Annotated in this window: 14 protein-coding genes; 9 read left to right on the top strand and 5 right to left on the bottom strand. The window is 64.0% G+C overall.

The features are described from left to right. Nucleotides 1-122 precede the first annotated feature (122 nt). From hrcA to NKJ18_RS13890, 3 genes are all read left to right on the top strand, one after another. Nucleotides 123-1,208: a heat-inducible transcriptional repressor HrcA gene (gene hrcA, locus NKJ18_RS13880; RefSeq protein WP_023681233.1), complete on the top strand. Its 1,086-nt coding sequence runs from the start codon at nt 123-125 to the stop codon at nt 1,206-1,208. Nucleotides 1,209-1,244: 36 nt separating this feature from the next. Then, nucleotides 1,245-1,445, top strand: a complete 201-nt coding sequence (locus tag NKJ18_RS13885) for a hypothetical protein (RefSeq protein ID WP_023672050.1) — start codon at nt 1,245-1,247, stop codon at nt 1,443-1,445. A 106-nt stretch (nt 1,446-1,551) separates the two neighbouring features. Next, the gene (locus NKJ18_RS13890) at nt 1,552-2,901 is read left to right on the top strand and encodes a PQQ-dependent sugar dehydrogenase (RefSeq protein ID WP_352758435.1); all 1,350 of its coding nucleotides are present in this window, start codon (nt 1,552-1,554) and stop codon (nt 2,899-2,901) included. A 24-nt stretch (nt 2,902-2,925) separates the two neighbouring features. Here NKJ18_RS13890 and NKJ18_RS13895 read toward each other — a convergent pair whose 3' ends face one another. Continuing rightward, nucleotides 2,926-3,831 carry a hypothetical protein gene (locus tag NKJ18_RS13895; RefSeq protein WP_352758437.1) on the bottom strand — a complete coding sequence of 302 codons (906 nt, stop codon included), beginning with the start codon at nt 3,829-3,831 and terminating at the stop codon, nt 2,926-2,928. A gap of 177 nt (nt 3,832-4,008) precedes the next feature. Here NKJ18_RS13895 and NKJ18_RS13900 point away from each other — a divergent pair, with 177 nt between their 5' ends. From NKJ18_RS13900 to NKJ18_RS13910, 3 genes are all read left to right on the top strand, one after another. Further along, complete coding sequence (locus NKJ18_RS13900) at nt 4,009-4,626, top strand: LysE family translocator (protein ID WP_352758438.1); 618 nt, start codon at nt 4,009-4,011, stop codon at nt 4,624-4,626. A 177-nt stretch (nt 4,627-4,803) separates the two neighbouring features. Next, the gene (cysK, locus tag NKJ18_RS13905) at nt 4,804-5,778 is read left to right on the top strand and encodes a cysteine synthase A (protein ID WP_023672045.1); all 975 of its coding nucleotides are present in this window, start codon (nt 4,804-4,806) and stop codon (nt 5,776-5,778) included. Between the two features lie 199 nt (nt 5,779-5,977). Next, nucleotides 5,978-6,604, top strand: a complete 627-nt coding sequence (locus NKJ18_RS13910; protein ID WP_352758439.1) for a glutathione S-transferase family protein — start codon at nt 5,978-5,980, stop codon at nt 6,602-6,604. 9 nt (nt 6,605-6,613) lie between these two features. Here the strand turns inward: NKJ18_RS13910 and NKJ18_RS13915 are convergent, their stop codons facing one another. After that, nucleotides 6,614-7,858 (bottom strand): RNA polymerase sigma factor, encoded by a 1,245-nt coding sequence (locus tag NKJ18_RS13915; RefSeq protein WP_352500166.1) that lies wholly within the window; start codon nt 7,856-7,858, stop codon nt 6,614-6,616. Nucleotides 7,859-7,865: 7 nt separating this feature from the next. Continuing rightward, nucleotides 7,866-8,234 carry a YciI family protein gene (locus NKJ18_RS13920; protein WP_023681239.1) on the bottom strand — a complete coding sequence of 123 codons (369 nt, stop codon included), beginning with the start codon at nt 8,232-8,234 and terminating at the stop codon, nt 7,866-7,868. 235 nt (nt 8,235-8,469) lie between these two features. Here NKJ18_RS13920 and NKJ18_RS13925 point away from each other — a divergent pair, with 235 nt between their 5' ends. Beyond that, a complete protein-coding gene (locus NKJ18_RS13925; RefSeq protein WP_023687546.1) occupies nt 8,470-8,931 on the top strand; it encodes a RidA family protein in 462 nt (153 codons plus the stop codon). 279 nt (nt 8,932-9,210) lie between these two features. On the opposite strand, the gene NKJ18_RS13930 is transcribed toward NKJ18_RS13925, so the two are convergent. Both NKJ18_RS13930 and NKJ18_RS13935 read right to left on the bottom strand, forming a co-directional pair. Then, nucleotides 9,211-9,636, bottom strand: a complete 426-nt coding sequence (locus tag NKJ18_RS13930) for a thiol-disulfide oxidoreductase DCC family protein (RefSeq protein WP_031199395.1) — start codon at nt 9,634-9,636, stop codon at nt 9,211-9,213. A gap of 179 nt (nt 9,637-9,815) precedes the next feature. Then, the gene (locus NKJ18_RS13935; protein WP_196813601.1) at nt 9,816-9,965 is read right to left on the bottom strand and encodes a hypothetical protein; all 150 of its coding nucleotides are present in this window, start codon (nt 9,963-9,965) and stop codon (nt 9,816-9,818) included. 346 nt (nt 9,966-10,311) lie between these two features. On the opposite strand from NKJ18_RS13935, the gene ku reads away from it, so the two are divergent. Together ku and ligD are read left to right on the top strand one after the other, a co-directional pair. Further along, the gene (gene ku, locus NKJ18_RS13940) at nt 10,312-11,178 is read left to right on the top strand and encodes a non-homologous end joining protein Ku (protein ID WP_352758442.1); all 867 of its coding nucleotides are present in this window, start codon (nt 10,312-10,314) and stop codon (nt 11,176-11,178) included. Nucleotides 11,179-11,189: 11 nt separating this feature from the next. Beyond that, complete coding sequence (gene ligD / locus NKJ18_RS13945; RefSeq protein WP_352758444.1) at nt 11,190-13,700, top strand: DNA ligase D; 2,511 nt, start codon at nt 11,190-11,192, stop codon at nt 13,698-13,700. Nucleotides 13,701-13,911 lie beyond the last annotated feature (211 nt).

Genomic DNA, 13,911 nt, shown 5'->3' on the forward strand with positions numbered 1-13,911 from the left:
TTGCGTCGGCGGCTTGTAGACGCATGCAGCCCATGGCGCAAAGGAAAAGGCCCCCAGATAGACGCCGGGTTGCGCGGGGGCGATGGAAGTCTATATCCTTGAGCCGGAGGTTTTTGGCTCGAATGACCAAGGCAGTCACCGAACCCAGTTTGCTGGCGCCCGCGCTGCAGTCGCTCGACATGCGTTCGCGCGACATCTTTCGGCGCATTGTCGAGTCCTATCTGAAGGACGGTGAGCCTGTGGGATCGCGCAGCCTGTCGCGCATCCTGCCGTCGTCGCTGTCGCCGGCCACCATCCGCAACGTGATGAGCGACCTCGAGCATCTCGGCCTGATCTATGCCCCGCACATCTCGGCCGGGCGCCTGCCGACGCAGACCGGCCTGCGCTTCTTCGTCGATGCCTTCATGGAGCTTGGCGATCTCTCCGACGAGGAACGCCGCGTCATCGAGGCGCAGGTGCGCGCCTCCGGCTCGGGCGCGACGCTGGAACACATGCTGACCGAGGCCAGCCAGATGCTGTCGGGCATGTCGCGCGGCGCCGGCCTGGTGCTCGCCACCAAGAACGAAGTGGCGCTGAAGCACATCGAGTTCATCCAGCTCGAGCCGACCAAGGCGCTGGCGGTGATGGTGTCGCAGAATGGCGATGTCGAGAACCGCGTCGTCGACCTGCCGGCCGGCATCACCGTCTCGCAGCTGCACGAGGCCTCCAACTTCCTCAACGCCCATATCAGGGGCCGCACGCTCGCCGAGGCGCGCATCGAGATCGCCCGTATCAAGGATGAGACCCGGGCAGCGCTGGACACGCTGTCGCAGGACCTGGTCGAGAAAGGCCTGGCGGTGTGGGCCGGCGCCGATAGCGGCCTGCCGGCGCGCCTTATCGTGCGCGGCCGCGCCAATTTGCTCGAAAACGTCACCGCCCAGGCCGATATCGAATTGCTGCGCCACCTGTTCGAGGATCTGGAGACGCAGGACGGGCTGATCCAGCTGCTCGACCTCGCCGAGGACGGCCCCGGCGTGCGGATCTTCATCGGCTCGGAAAACAAGCTGTTCTCGCTCTCCGGCTCGTCGCTGGTCGTGGCGCCTTACCGCGACAAGGACGCCCGCGTCGTCGGCGCGCTCGGCGTCATCGGCCCGACCAGGCTGAATTATGCCCGCATCGTGCCTATGGTCGACTACACGGCGCAATTGATTACCCGGATGTTAAGATAATTCCGAAGCCGGGATCACCGTAAAGGAGGGCGCAGAATGGCGCTTGAATCGTTCAAGGCCCAGATCAGCATGCTGCTCGAAGAAATGGTCAACCAGCCGGAGGACGAGCACGAAATCCAGGAGCAGCTGCGCGAAAAACTGCGCGAAATGCGCGCCATGGGCTTGCCGCTGCCGGAAGATCTCGTCGCATTGGAAAAGCGTCTCGACGACGATCTGGACGTCGAAGAGGAAAGTTGAGCGGTTCTCTCGTCGAATCTGCGCGCGCACGCTTCTCTTTTGCGGCGGCCGCACAATATCTCCCTTGTCGTGACGCGCCGACCGGCGCGAGTTCGAGGAGAACAGCATGATCCGGATTGCCGGCTTCGCAGGCCTTGCCCTGCTTCTGGCCACCAGCGCCTTCGCCCAGCAGGCTGATCAACTGCTGCTGACCGGCAAGGACGCTTTCGGCGACTGGAAGGCCGACAAGCCAGGTGTGCGCCGGCTGATTAGGCCGGATGATCTGAAAAGACCCAACATCACCGAATCCGCCTCCAACAGCGCCGGCCTTGGCGATCGACCCGAGGGCGCGAAGCCCGTCCTGCTGCCTGGGTTTTCGGCCGAACTGGTTGCTTCCGGCATTTCCAATCCGCGGGTCGTGCGCGTGGCGCCGAACGGCGACCTGTTCGTCGCCGACAGTGACGCCAACCAGATCCGCGTCTATCGGCTGGCCAAGGGTAGCGCGAAGCCGGCCGAAGAGGGCATTTTTGCCGACAATCTCAACCAGCCCTATGGCATCGCCTTCTACCCGCCTGGCGACAAGCCGCAATGGGTCTACGTCGCGAACAACGACAGCGTGGTCCGCTACGCCTATCGCGACGGCGACCTTAAAGCCTCCGGCGAACCGGAGACGATTGTCTCCGACATCCCTACCGGCGGCCACTGGACCCGCGATATCGCCTTCTCGCCGGACGGGAAGACGCTGTATCTCTCGGTCGGCTCCGGATCGAACGTCGCGGAGGGCATGCAGAAGGCACCGAAGGGCGGCCTTGACGCCTGGGCAAAATCACAGCCACTCGGCGCCACCTGGGGTTCCGAGGATGGCCGTGCCGACGTGCTGGCCTTCGGCCCCGACGGCAAGAATGGCCGCATCCTCGCTACTGGCCTGCGCAATTGTTCGGGCATGACCGTGCAACCGGCCACCGGCGCGCTGTGGTGTGTCGTCAACGAGCGCGACGGTCTCGGCGACGATGTGCCGTTCGAATATGCCACCTCAGTCAAGGACGGCGCCTTCTATGGCTGGCCCTGGTATTATATCGGCGCCAACGAGGACCCGCGTCACGAGGGCGCGCGCCCAGACCTCGCCGGCTCGGTCGCCGTGCCCGACGTGCTGATGCAGGCGCATTCGGCGCCGCTCAACATCGCCTTCTATGACGGCGACAATTTTACGGCCGAGTACAAGGGCGATGCTTTCGTCGCCCTGCACGGCTCCTGGAACCGTGGTATGAGGACCGGCTACAAGGTGGTGCGGCTGAGATTCAGCGACGGCAAGCCGACCAGCGAGTACCAGGATTTCATCACCGGCTTCGTCCTCTCCGACGACGCCGTCTGGGGCCGGCCGGTCGGCGTCGCGGTGGCCAAGGACGGCGCGCTTATCGTAACCGAGGATGGCAACGGCACCATCTGGCGCATCACCCATGTCGATGGCCCATCCTGAGCCGGCGAACAGCGCAATCCGGCCCTAATGCACGTCCCGATGGATCACCTTGGGATAGGTATGGATCACCTCGGCCGATGAGACGCGGTCATCGAAACCGGTATCCCTGAGATTGAAGAGGCCGACCGAGCCGAAGGACTTCTTCGCCCCTTGCGCGAAGCGGCCGTCGCTGAAATCGTGTTCGTAAAGCGTCACCGTGACGTGGCCGGCATTGAGCTTCGGCACGTAAACACTGCTGATGGTGTCGTTGGCGACGCCAAGCTGGTTGACGTTGAAGCGATAGAGGTCCTGCACCATGCGCCGGGCCGCATTGCCATTGATCATCCAGTATTCGCGGCGCGATGCGCGGTTCGGGTCGATGAGTTTGAGCGGCGCCTTGCGGCCAAGCCCGAGCCAGTGCTCGAACACCATCACATTGGCGCCCCACGGATAGGGATAGTTGGACTTGTCGATGATGCGTGGCGGGCCATCCTCGGCAATCTCGGCGGTATCGACATAGTCCAGCCATTGCAGCTGGAACGACGCTTCCACGTTGAGGTCGGTACTGCGCGGATCGGCAGCGATGATGCGCCAGTCGGAGACCGGCGGATATTTGGTGTCGAGGTCGATGTAGAATTCGCCTTTGGCGGTGTCGTCGGGGTCTATCTTTTGCGGTCCGTCACGCTCCATCGCCACCAGTCGCACCTTGAACCGGTTGTTGACTACCAGCGGATAGATCATCGGACGAACGGGGTAGGCGCCAGGGTTCCGGCTGTCGGTAAAATATCCAGTCTGCGGAACGACATCGCTATCGCCCTTGTCGAACAGGCTGAAAGCCTGACGCCCCTCGAACCACAGATACCATTCCAGCTCGTGGACGTGACCGCGTGCTTCGGAATAGTTGTTGGGCATCCACTTCATGAGCTGGATGTGAAGTCTTTTGGCTAACATGGGTGCTCCTGCCGTTCGGAGCCATGCGAGATAGCCGACCGCCTTCGGGGCGTAAGTGAACCATCTCTCGCTTTCAGGCGAGGATGACCGGCTTTCATGTCCTGCTTGGCGCAATCGAATCCGTTTTGCCGTTGCAGGCTTTCATGGCATCAGAGCGGCTCAGGAGGTGCGACCGTCATGACCCTCACCGGCTTCCTTGCCTATAGTGCTGCGCTGGGCATCGCCGCCGCCATTCCCGGCCCCGGCGTCACCGCGCTTGTGGCGCGGGCGCTCGGATCCGGCTTCCGCTCGTCGCTGGCGATGTCGTTCGGCCTGATGCTCGGCGACCTCATTTATCTCACCGCGGTGGTGCTCGGCCTTGCCTTTGTCGCGCAAATCTTCGGCATGGTGTTTCTCGCCATCAAATGGCTGGGCGTCGCCTATCTCGCCTTCCTCGGCTGGCGTTTCTGGACGGCCGGGATCACGCCCGAGACTGTCGAGGCCAGGAAAGGCAAGGGCGGCCTGGTATCGAGCTTCCTTGCCGGCCTCACCGTCACGCTGGGCAACCCGAAGACGATGATCTTCTACCTCGCCATCACGCCAACCATCGTCGACCTGAAGACCATCACGCTCGCCGACTACGGCATCCTGGTCGCGCTCACCGTTATCGTGCTCTTCGTGGTGCTTGTGCCCTATCTGGCGCTGGCCGCCAAGGCGCGCTGGTTCCTGAAATCGCCGCGCGCGCTGAAGGCGCTGAACCGCACCGCCGCCGGCTTCATGGTGGGCGCGGCCGCAGCCATTGCCGCACGTCAGTAGATCGGTTCAGGCAATTCATTCCGCCGATCGGTCCATCCGGAAATGCGGCTTCGGAAGGCAAGCGTTTTCAGCAAGCGGCCCACTCGATATTTTCGGCCGGCAGCCTATCTTGCGCGGACGAAAGCCTTATTCTGTCCGCCGACGCCAATTGCCTGATCTGATTTGGGAGCGAAACCAATGAACAAGCCTTCCGCGCGCGTGCCCGGCCGCGGCCGTGTCTACAACTCGATCACCGAGACGATCGGCGACACGCCGCTGGTGCGGCTCGACAAGTTCGCCAAGGAGAAGGGCGTCGTTGCCAACCTTCTTGCCAAGCTCGAATTCTTCAATCCGATCGCCTCGGTCAAGGACCGCATCGGCGTTTCCATGATCGAGGCGCTGGAAGCGTCGGGCCGGATCAAACCCGGCAAGACGACGCTGATCGAGCCGACCTCGGGGAATACCGGCATCGCGCTCGCCTTCGCCGCCGCCGCCAAGGGCTACAAGCTGATCCTGACCATGCCCGAAACCATGTCGGTGGAGCGCCGCAAGATGCTGGCGCTGCTCGGCGCCGAACTGGTGCTGACGGAAGGGCCGAAAGGCATGAAGGGCGCCATCGCCAAGGCTGACGAACTGGCCGCCACCCTGCCTGACGCCGTCATCCCGCAGCAGTTCGAAAACCCGGCCAACCCGGAGATCCACCGCCGCACCACCGCCGAGGAGATCTGGAACGACACCGATGGCGGGGTCGACATCTTCGTCGCCGGCATCGGTACCGGCGGCACGATCACCGGCGTCGGCCAGGTGCTGAAGCAACGCAAGCCCTCGGTGCATGTCGTCGCCGTCGAGCCGGAGGCCTCGCCGGTGCTGTCGGGCGGCCAGCCCGGCCCGCACAAGATCCAAGGCATCGGCGCCGGCTTTGCGCCCAAGATCCTCGACACCTCGATCTATGACGAGATCGTCAAGGTCTCCAACGAGGATTCGGTCGCCAACGCCCGCCTCGTCGCCCGCCTTGAAGGCGTGCCGGTCGGCATCTCGTCGGGCGCTGCCCTGCAGGCCGCCATCGCCGTCGGGTCGCGGCCGGAGAACAAGGGCAAGAACCTGGTGGTGATCATCCCGTCCTTCGCCGAGCGCTATCTGTCGACGATCCTGTTCGACGGGCTGGGGGCTTAACGTCTTAACTGGATAGGCGGCGATCCTTCGCACCCCCCTCTGCCCTGCCGGGCATCGGGGGTGCTGTCCCTCCGACATCGGAAGTCTCATGGCTGGACCGCAGAAAACCCGGCCGTGGCGTCCGCCACCGGCTTGAGCGGGAGGCGGCTTCAGGGTCAAATCGCCCCGGCCTGCTTCGCGCGGGCAGGGGGAGAATCACATGTACAAGCTTTACACGCGCCCAGGCAGCGGCGGTTTTGTCGTCGAGGCCGCATTGGCGCTGGCAAACGCGCAATTCGACCAGATCGATGTGCCCAAGAAGGATCCGCCGGACCCGGCTTTCCTCGACATCAGCCGGTTGAACCAGGTTCCGGTGCTGACCTTGCCCAACGGTCAATCGATAACCGAATCGGCGGCGATCTGCATCCTGCTTGCCGAGCGCCATCCGGAGGCGGGTCTGGCGCCGGCCGCCGGATCGCCGGATCGCGCCGGTTTCCTGCGCTGGATGGCGTTCATGTCATCGGTGCTCTACCCCGCCATCCTGCGCCTCTACTATGCCCATCGCTACACCGCCGATGCCGACGGCAAGAAAGCCGTCAAGCAGGCAGCCATTGCCGAGATGGACCGCGGCTTCGCCATTGTCGATGCAGCCCTCGAGGGGCGCGGCTGGCTGGTCGGCGACGCGATGTCGCTGGCCGACATCTACCTCGTCATGCTGGTGGCCTGGCACCCCGATATGGACAAGGCGCGAGCCGACTGGCCGAACATCGAACGCTTATGGTCGGCGCTGCGCGCGCATCCGCTGATGAAACGGCTCAACACCACACATGAAATGTGGCCGGCCTGAACGAACGCTTCAATTTCGCAGGATCGCCCGTTTCGCCTGCAGGAAGCGGCGCACGGCCGGGTCGCGTTCAAGGCCGATCGCCCGGTCATAGGCCACGACCGCTTGCGCCGCATTGCCGAGCCTGGCCAGCAGGCCGGCGCGGGCGGCCCAGTAGGGCTGGTAGTCGTTGAGCCGCTTGTCGTCGCCCAGCACGTAGAGCGCCGCCAGTCCTGCCGCCGCCCCTTCGCCCTCGGCAATCGCCACGGCGCGGTTGATCGAAATCACCGGCGAACCTGATATCGCCGACAGCGCATCGTAGAAGTTACGGATCGCCGCCCAATCGGTTTGGCCGGTCCGTCGCCGCGTCGCATGCACCGATTGTACCGCCGCTTCGAGCTGGTAGCGGCCGATGACGCCCATGGTGGCGGCGTGGCCCAGCAGCGCCTCGGCTTCGTCGATCAGCGCGTGATCCCAAAGACGGCAATCCTGTTCGGCGAGCGGCACATAATCTCCAGCCGCATCGCGCCGCGCCGGGCGGCGCGCCTCGGCAAACAGCATCAGCGCCAGCAGGCCGAGCGCTTCCGGTTCGTCCGGCATCAGCGATGCCACCAGCCGCCCGAGCCAGATGCCTTCGGTCGCCAGATTGCGCGCTCTCGTCTCGGTCCCTGCCGGGTCGGTCCAGCCTTCGGCGAAAGCCGCGTAGATCGCTTCCAGCACCGTTCCCAGCCGCTCGCCGAGTTCGGCGCGATCCGGCACGCGGAACGGAATGCCGATCTCGCGGATGCGGCTCTTGGCGCGCACCAGACGCTGGCCCATCGTCGCCGGCGAAACCAGGAAGGCCGAGGCGATCGTCGCCGCGTCGAAACCCAGAACCGTCTGCAGGATCAGCGGCGCCCGCACGCTGGCTTCGATCGCCGGATGCGCACAGGCAAACATCAGCCTGAGACGTTCGTCGGGAAGGTCTTCGTCTTCCATGCTCGCCTCCATCTCCTCGGCCATCAGCTTGAGATGGTCGCGGCTCGCCTCGCTGGTCAGCCGACGGCGCACCGCGTCGACGCGCCGCCGGCGCGCCACGGCCAGCAGCCATGCTTCCGGCTTCTCGGGCACGCCGGTCTGTGGCCAGCGCTCAAGGGCCGCGGCAAAGGCCTCGGCCAGCGCGTCCTCGGTGCCGGCTACGTCGCGGGTGCGCGCAGCAAGGTAGGCGACCAGCTTGCCGTAACTCTGCCGGGCGGCCGCTTCGGCCGCCGCCCGCGCGATCTCCGGGCGATTGTCCATCACGGTTTCATTTCTTGGGCATGTAGTCGGCCATTTCCCAGATCGGCCGCAACTCGACCGTGCCGGCGCTCGCCGCCGGACAGCGCGCCGCCCAGTCGATGGCGGTATCGATATCGGCCGCCTCGATCATGTAGAAGCCGGCAAGCTGCTCCTTGGTGTCGGCATAGGGGCCGTCGATCACGTTGGTCTTGCCGTCTGTGATCCGCACCGAGGTGGTCGCCTGGGTCGGGCGCAACCGTTCGCCGGCGAGCCATGCGCCGGATTTCTTCAACGCTTCGGTATAGGCGGCATATGCTGCGCTCATCTGCTGAGCCTTCTCGATTGGCGTGTTCGCCTGCGCGGCTTCGTCGCTGTTGATCAAAAGCATGTATCGCATGGGTCTTCTCCCGTGGTTTCGAAGGCCGCGTCCTAGCGGGGCCAGACGTATGTCGCGCGGCGGCGGCCGATTTCGACAGGCTTCAGAAAAAACTTTCGCCTCCGCCAGGAGATTTCGCAAGGACCAGATGTTCCTTCGTCTGCTGGCGGATGACCGGCAGCGGACTGGCCGTGGCTCCGCACAGCACTATCCTCTGTCGTTGGCGGGCACGTCACACGAGGCGTGGGAGAAGAGAATGGAACTCGTGACCCACAAGAAATTCAAGAACGGCCGGTTGATGCCATGGGGCAAAGGCACGGTCGTCAGCGGTGCGAAAGGCACCGTCTATCTCTGCGGCAACACCGCGACATCGGCTGACTACGATCCGGCCGGCAAGAAGGGTGGCGGCTTCGCCGGCGATGCCGCGGCGCAGTGGCGGGAAGTTCTCGGCAACATCAAATCGGATCTGGAAGAACTTGGCAGCGGGCTCGACCATCTCATCAGGCTGACCTTTTTCGTCAAAGGGCCATTTCCCGACGGCGGCGTCCTCAGCTCGCCTAATTTTCGTCTCGACGTGCTGGACGCGTTTTTCGCCGAGCATTGTCCGAAGCATTGCAGCGACAACAATCCGCCGCCTTCGGAGGTAATCGGCGTCGCAGCGCTTGCCCAGGCAGACATCGTCATCGAGATCGTCGCCGTCGCGGCGCTGCCGGACTGAGGCGCGAACGAACAGGCCGGCCTTGCGCGACGTCGCCGTTGCGATCGAAGCGCGTCGGCACGAGCGGCGGCGCCGCGCCGGTGCGGGTTTTGCACCAGGCCTCGGCTTTGGCCAGTGAGCGCCCGGCGACGAGCAGGATCAGGCGTGGCTCGCTCTCCAGCAATTGCACGATGCGGCCGCCGAAATGCCATAGCCGCCAACGACCAGAAGCCTCATGGCGCCGCTCTTTTTGCGTATGTCGTTTTCCCGGAACCGAGGTCACTTTTGGGTGACAGGCGATTAGCCGATCACGCGCGCACGTATCGCGGCGGACAGGATCTCGCAACTGTCCTTGCGGCCGAACATGGCGTAGCGGTTTTTGGCGATGCGTTCGTAGAGCCAGTCACGCAAGGGGCGCGGGATGAGCAGCAGGGCCTTCGCCGCCCGCCACGGCCAGCCGAGTTCGGCCATCACCGCGATGAAACTGTCCAGCCGCATGAAGGGAGCGCCGCCGACAAGGACCAGATTGGTCTCGTAGCTGTCGGTGCGCAGCCCGTATCTCTGGAACAGCGCCTCGCCGAAGGGCGACTGCGCCGTGGCGAAGCGGAAGCGGTTTTTGCGGTCGAGCCCGACCACCGTGCGTACGAAGCCCGAGCACAGCACGCAGACGCCGTCGAAAACGATCAATGGCTGGCTGGCATCGAAGGGTTCAGGAGAAGAAGTCACGGGACGTCCGGCAGCTTGTGTCTTCAGACACTAAGCCCGCCGGCAGCGGGATCAAAGCCGCGGCGTTGTCGCACGGCTTCTCGCGGCCAGCGCGGGGCGCTCGGCGCGATAGGTGGTTGCGCGGGGATCGGCCTCCGGTCTGCAGATCCGGCTGTCGTGACGCGTTTCGAATGTCATGATCAATGCGCGCCGAGCGAGCTGCCGCGACGGGCGCAGGCCGGACCCGGGCCGCGCATGTAGTAGCGCTCCGGCCGATAGGTCGGCGCGATGAACTCACGGATGGCGGCGGCATAGCCGGCGATGTGGCCCCAGAATTTCATTTTACTCAAGTCCCTGTCCCGATTTTCGGATGTCCCGTCCGATTGCGGGGATCATAGCGTCGAGGCGTGAATAGTCGGTGAACACGATGTTAATCTTTGGTCGAAAACCCCATGCTTCGTGGCCGGAATGCGGCTGTTTTGGGGGTCTTTCGGTGTGGTTCGTCGCCATTTCCGGCATTGTGACTTTTGCATCACATATGTTTCGTATGGATGTCGCTTGAGCGCGGTTCTGTTTCAGATTTGGCGAGCCTCTCGAAATTTCCATGCTCGCTGCCGAAATGCCCCTGGCTGCGCGCCCGGAACCGGAACGGGCCTTGCCCGTTCTCGCTTGAACCGCATCGCGCAGGAGTTCGCCATGGCACCTCGCCCCGCCTGGAAGGGCTATCTGAAACTGTCGCTGGTCACCTGCGCTGTCGAACTGACCAACGTCGTCACCCACGCCGAAAAAGTTTCGTTCCGGGTGCTCAACCGCAAGACCGGCAACACGGTCAAGCGCATCTATGTCGATTCTGAAACCGGCAAGCCGCTGGGCGATGGCGACGAGATCAGGGGCTATGAGGTGAGCCCCGGTGAGTTCGTCCATATCGAGGACGAAGAGATCGAAGCGGTGCAGATCGAGTCCTCGCACACGATGGCGCTGGACGGCTTCGTCGACAAAGCCTCGATAGAGCAGATCTATCTCGACACGCCCTATTATGTCACGCCCGCCGACAAGGTGTCGGAGGAGGCCTTTGCCGTCATTCGCGATGCCATGGCGGACAAGAAGATGGCCGGGCTGGCGCGCGTCGTGCTCTATAGCCGCGAGCGGCCCGTGGTCATCGAGCCGCGCGGCAAAGGCATGGTGCTGACCACCTTGCGCTACGGCAACACGGTGCGGGAGCCGGAGAGCATCTTCGGCGACATCAAGGCGGTGAAGACCGACCAGGAGATGACCGATATGGCCGAACGCATCATCGACAAGAAGAAGGGGAAGTTCGATCCGTCGACATTCGAGGACAAGTATGAGGACGCGCTGCTCGAACTGATCCGCGCCAAGAAGGCCGGCAAGAAGGCGCCGAAAGCGCAGGCCGCGCCCAAGCCGTCCAATGTCGTCAATCTGTTCGACGCGCTGAAGAAGAGCCTGTCCGATGGCGGCCAGGCGGAAGGCCCGGCGAAGAAGGCCAAGCCGGCGGCAAAAAGCGGCAAGGTGAAAGCTTCTGCGCCCAAGCGCAAGTCGGCTTGAGGGTCGGCGCCGTGGCCAACCTCGAACAATATCAGTCCAAGCGCGATTTCAAGAAGACGGCCGAGCCGGCGGGCAAGGTCGCGCGCGGCAAGCAGCCCGGCGGCATCTTCGTCGTCCAGAAGCACGATGCGACCAGGCTGCACTATGATTTCCGCCTCGAGCATGACGGCGTGTTGTGGAGCTGGGCGGTGACGAGGGGCCCGAGCCTCGACCCGCACGAAAAGCGGCTGGCCGTGCATGTCGAGGACCACCCGATCGACTATGCCGGCTTCGAGGGCACCATTCCCAAGGGCGAGTATGGCGGCGGCACCGTCATCGTCTGGGACGAAGGCACATGGACGCCAGAGATCGACCCGGCCAAGGCGATGAAGAAGGGCCATATCGACTTCGAACTCAACGGCCAGAAGCTGAATGGGCGGTGGCATCTGGTCAGATTAAGACCCCGCCCGGGCGAAAAGCGCGACAACTGGCTGCTGATCAAATCCGACGATGCCGCCGCCCGCCCCGGCGACGATATCCTGAAGGACGCACCGAAATCGGTGAAGTCCGGCCTGACCATCGAAGAGGTCGCGGAAGGCAAGACCGCCGACGGCAAGAAGCCGAAGGTCTGGCACTCCAACAAGCCTGCGGCATCCAGCAAGGCGAAAGCCGGCAAGCGCCTCGACTTCGTCGAGCCGCAGCTGGCGACGCTGGAGCGCGAGGCGCCGCCCGGCGAGGACTGGCTGCATGAGGTGAAGTTCGACGGGTACCGCATGCAGGCGCAGATCGCCGGCACGGAGGTGCGGCTGCTGACCCGCACCGGCCTCGACTGGACGGAGAAATTCGGCCCCGAGATCGTCGCGGAACTGGCCCAGCTGAAATGCAGCGACGCCATCATCGATGGCGAGATCGTTGTGCTCGCCGACAGCGGCGTTTCGTCCTTCTCGCTGCTGCAGCAGGATCTCTCCGCCAATCGAACCAACCGCTTCACCTACTATGTGTTCGACCTGATGCGGCTTGACGGTAAGGATTTGCGCCGCGAGCCGCTGGTCGAGCGCAAGCAGGCGCTGCAGGAGCTGCTCGGCGAGACGGCCGAAAATGCCGCTGTTCGCTTCAGCGACCATTTCGCGGAACCGGGCAAGATCATGCTGCAGCACGCCTGCCGCATGGGCCTTGAAGGCATCGTCTCCAAGCGCGCCGATGCGCCCTACCGCAGCGGCCGTGGCCCAAGCTGGGTGAAGTCGAAATGCACGGCCCGCCAGGAATTCGTCATCGGCGGGTATCTGCCCTCGGACAAGAGCGGCCGCGGCCTGCGTTCGCTGCTGGTCGGCTACCACGAGGGCGGCAAGCTCCACTATGCCGGCCGCGTCGGCACGGGCTTCACAGCCAGGAGCGCCACCGATTTGAAGAAAAAACTCGATGCGCTGAAGGCAGACGCCTCGCCGTTTGCCGCTGCGGTGCCAAAGGGCAAGGGCCTGGTCTGGGTCAGGCCCGAACTTGTCGGCGAAGTGGAGTTCCGCAGCTGGACCTCGGACCGTATAATACGCCACGCGTCGTTCCAGGGACTGCGCGAGGACAAGCCGGCGGAGGAAGTCGTGCAGGAAAAGCCATCGAAGGCGGCGAACAAGGCAAAGCCGGCGGCAGGCGGCACCGGCAAGGCCGCCGGGGCTAAGGCGCCCGCGACGATCACGACCAGCGTAAAACTATCCCATCCCGACAAGCTGCTGTGGCCCGAGGAAAAAATATCCAAGCAGGCTTTGCTTGAGCACTACGCGCTGGTCTGGCCGCGCATGGAGCAGTTCGTCGTCAATCGGCCGCTCAGCCTGGTCCGGGCGCCGGATGGCATCGGCGGTCCGCGCTTCTTCCAGAAACATGCTTCGGCCGGCATGAGCGACAAGATCGCCCGGATGAAGGATCCAACCGATGGCGAGGAAATCCTGTTCATCCGCGATTTCGACGGCCTTGCCGCCTTGGTCCAGTATGGCGTGGTCGAGGTCCACATCTGGGGCTGCAAGATCGAGGAGCTGGAAAAGCCGGATCAGATCATCTTCGATCTCGATCCCGATGAAGGCGTCGACGTCAAGGCGGTGCGCGAGGCCGCACTCGACATCAGAGGCAAGCTCGACGATCTGTCGCTGCCGAACTTCGTCAAGCCGTCAGGCGGCAAAGGCTATCACGTGCTGGTGCCGCTGAAACCCTCGGCGGATTGGGAGGAAGTCAAAACCTTCTCCCATGATTTCGCCAAGGCGCTGGAGCAGGCCGCGCCCGACCGCTACACGGCGACGCTGTCGAAAAAGGCGCGCACCGGAAAAATCTTCGTCGACTATCTGCGCAATGGCAGGGGCTCGACCACGGTCGCGCCCTACTCTTCCCGCGCCAAGAAGGGCGCGACGGTGTCGATCCCGGTGACCTGGGCGGAGGTTGAAAAAGGGTTGGCGCCGAATTCCTTCCCGATCGGGGGCAAGACGACGCTGAAGGAACTAGCGCAGGCCGATCCGTGGGCGGATTTCTTCAAGCAGGGGAAGGTGTTGAAGCGGGGGTGAGCCATCGGCACATTCGCAAACGTAGCGATCCTTCCCACCCCCCTCAGTCCTGCCGGACATCTCCCCCGCAAGGGGGGAGATTGGGCAGCTTCGAGGTTTCGTTCATTGTTGCAACGTTGGAGATTGGCGAAAGCTGTTGAGCGCCTAATCTCCCCCCTTGAGGGGGAGATGTCCGGCAGGCCAGAGGGGGGTGCTGTCCCGCCAGCGTCGC

Origin of the sequence: Mesorhizobium sp. M0217 (assembly GCF_040321955.1) — a bacterium.
Lineage (GTDB): Bacteria > Pseudomonadota > Alphaproteobacteria > Rhizobiales > Rhizobiaceae > Mesorhizobium.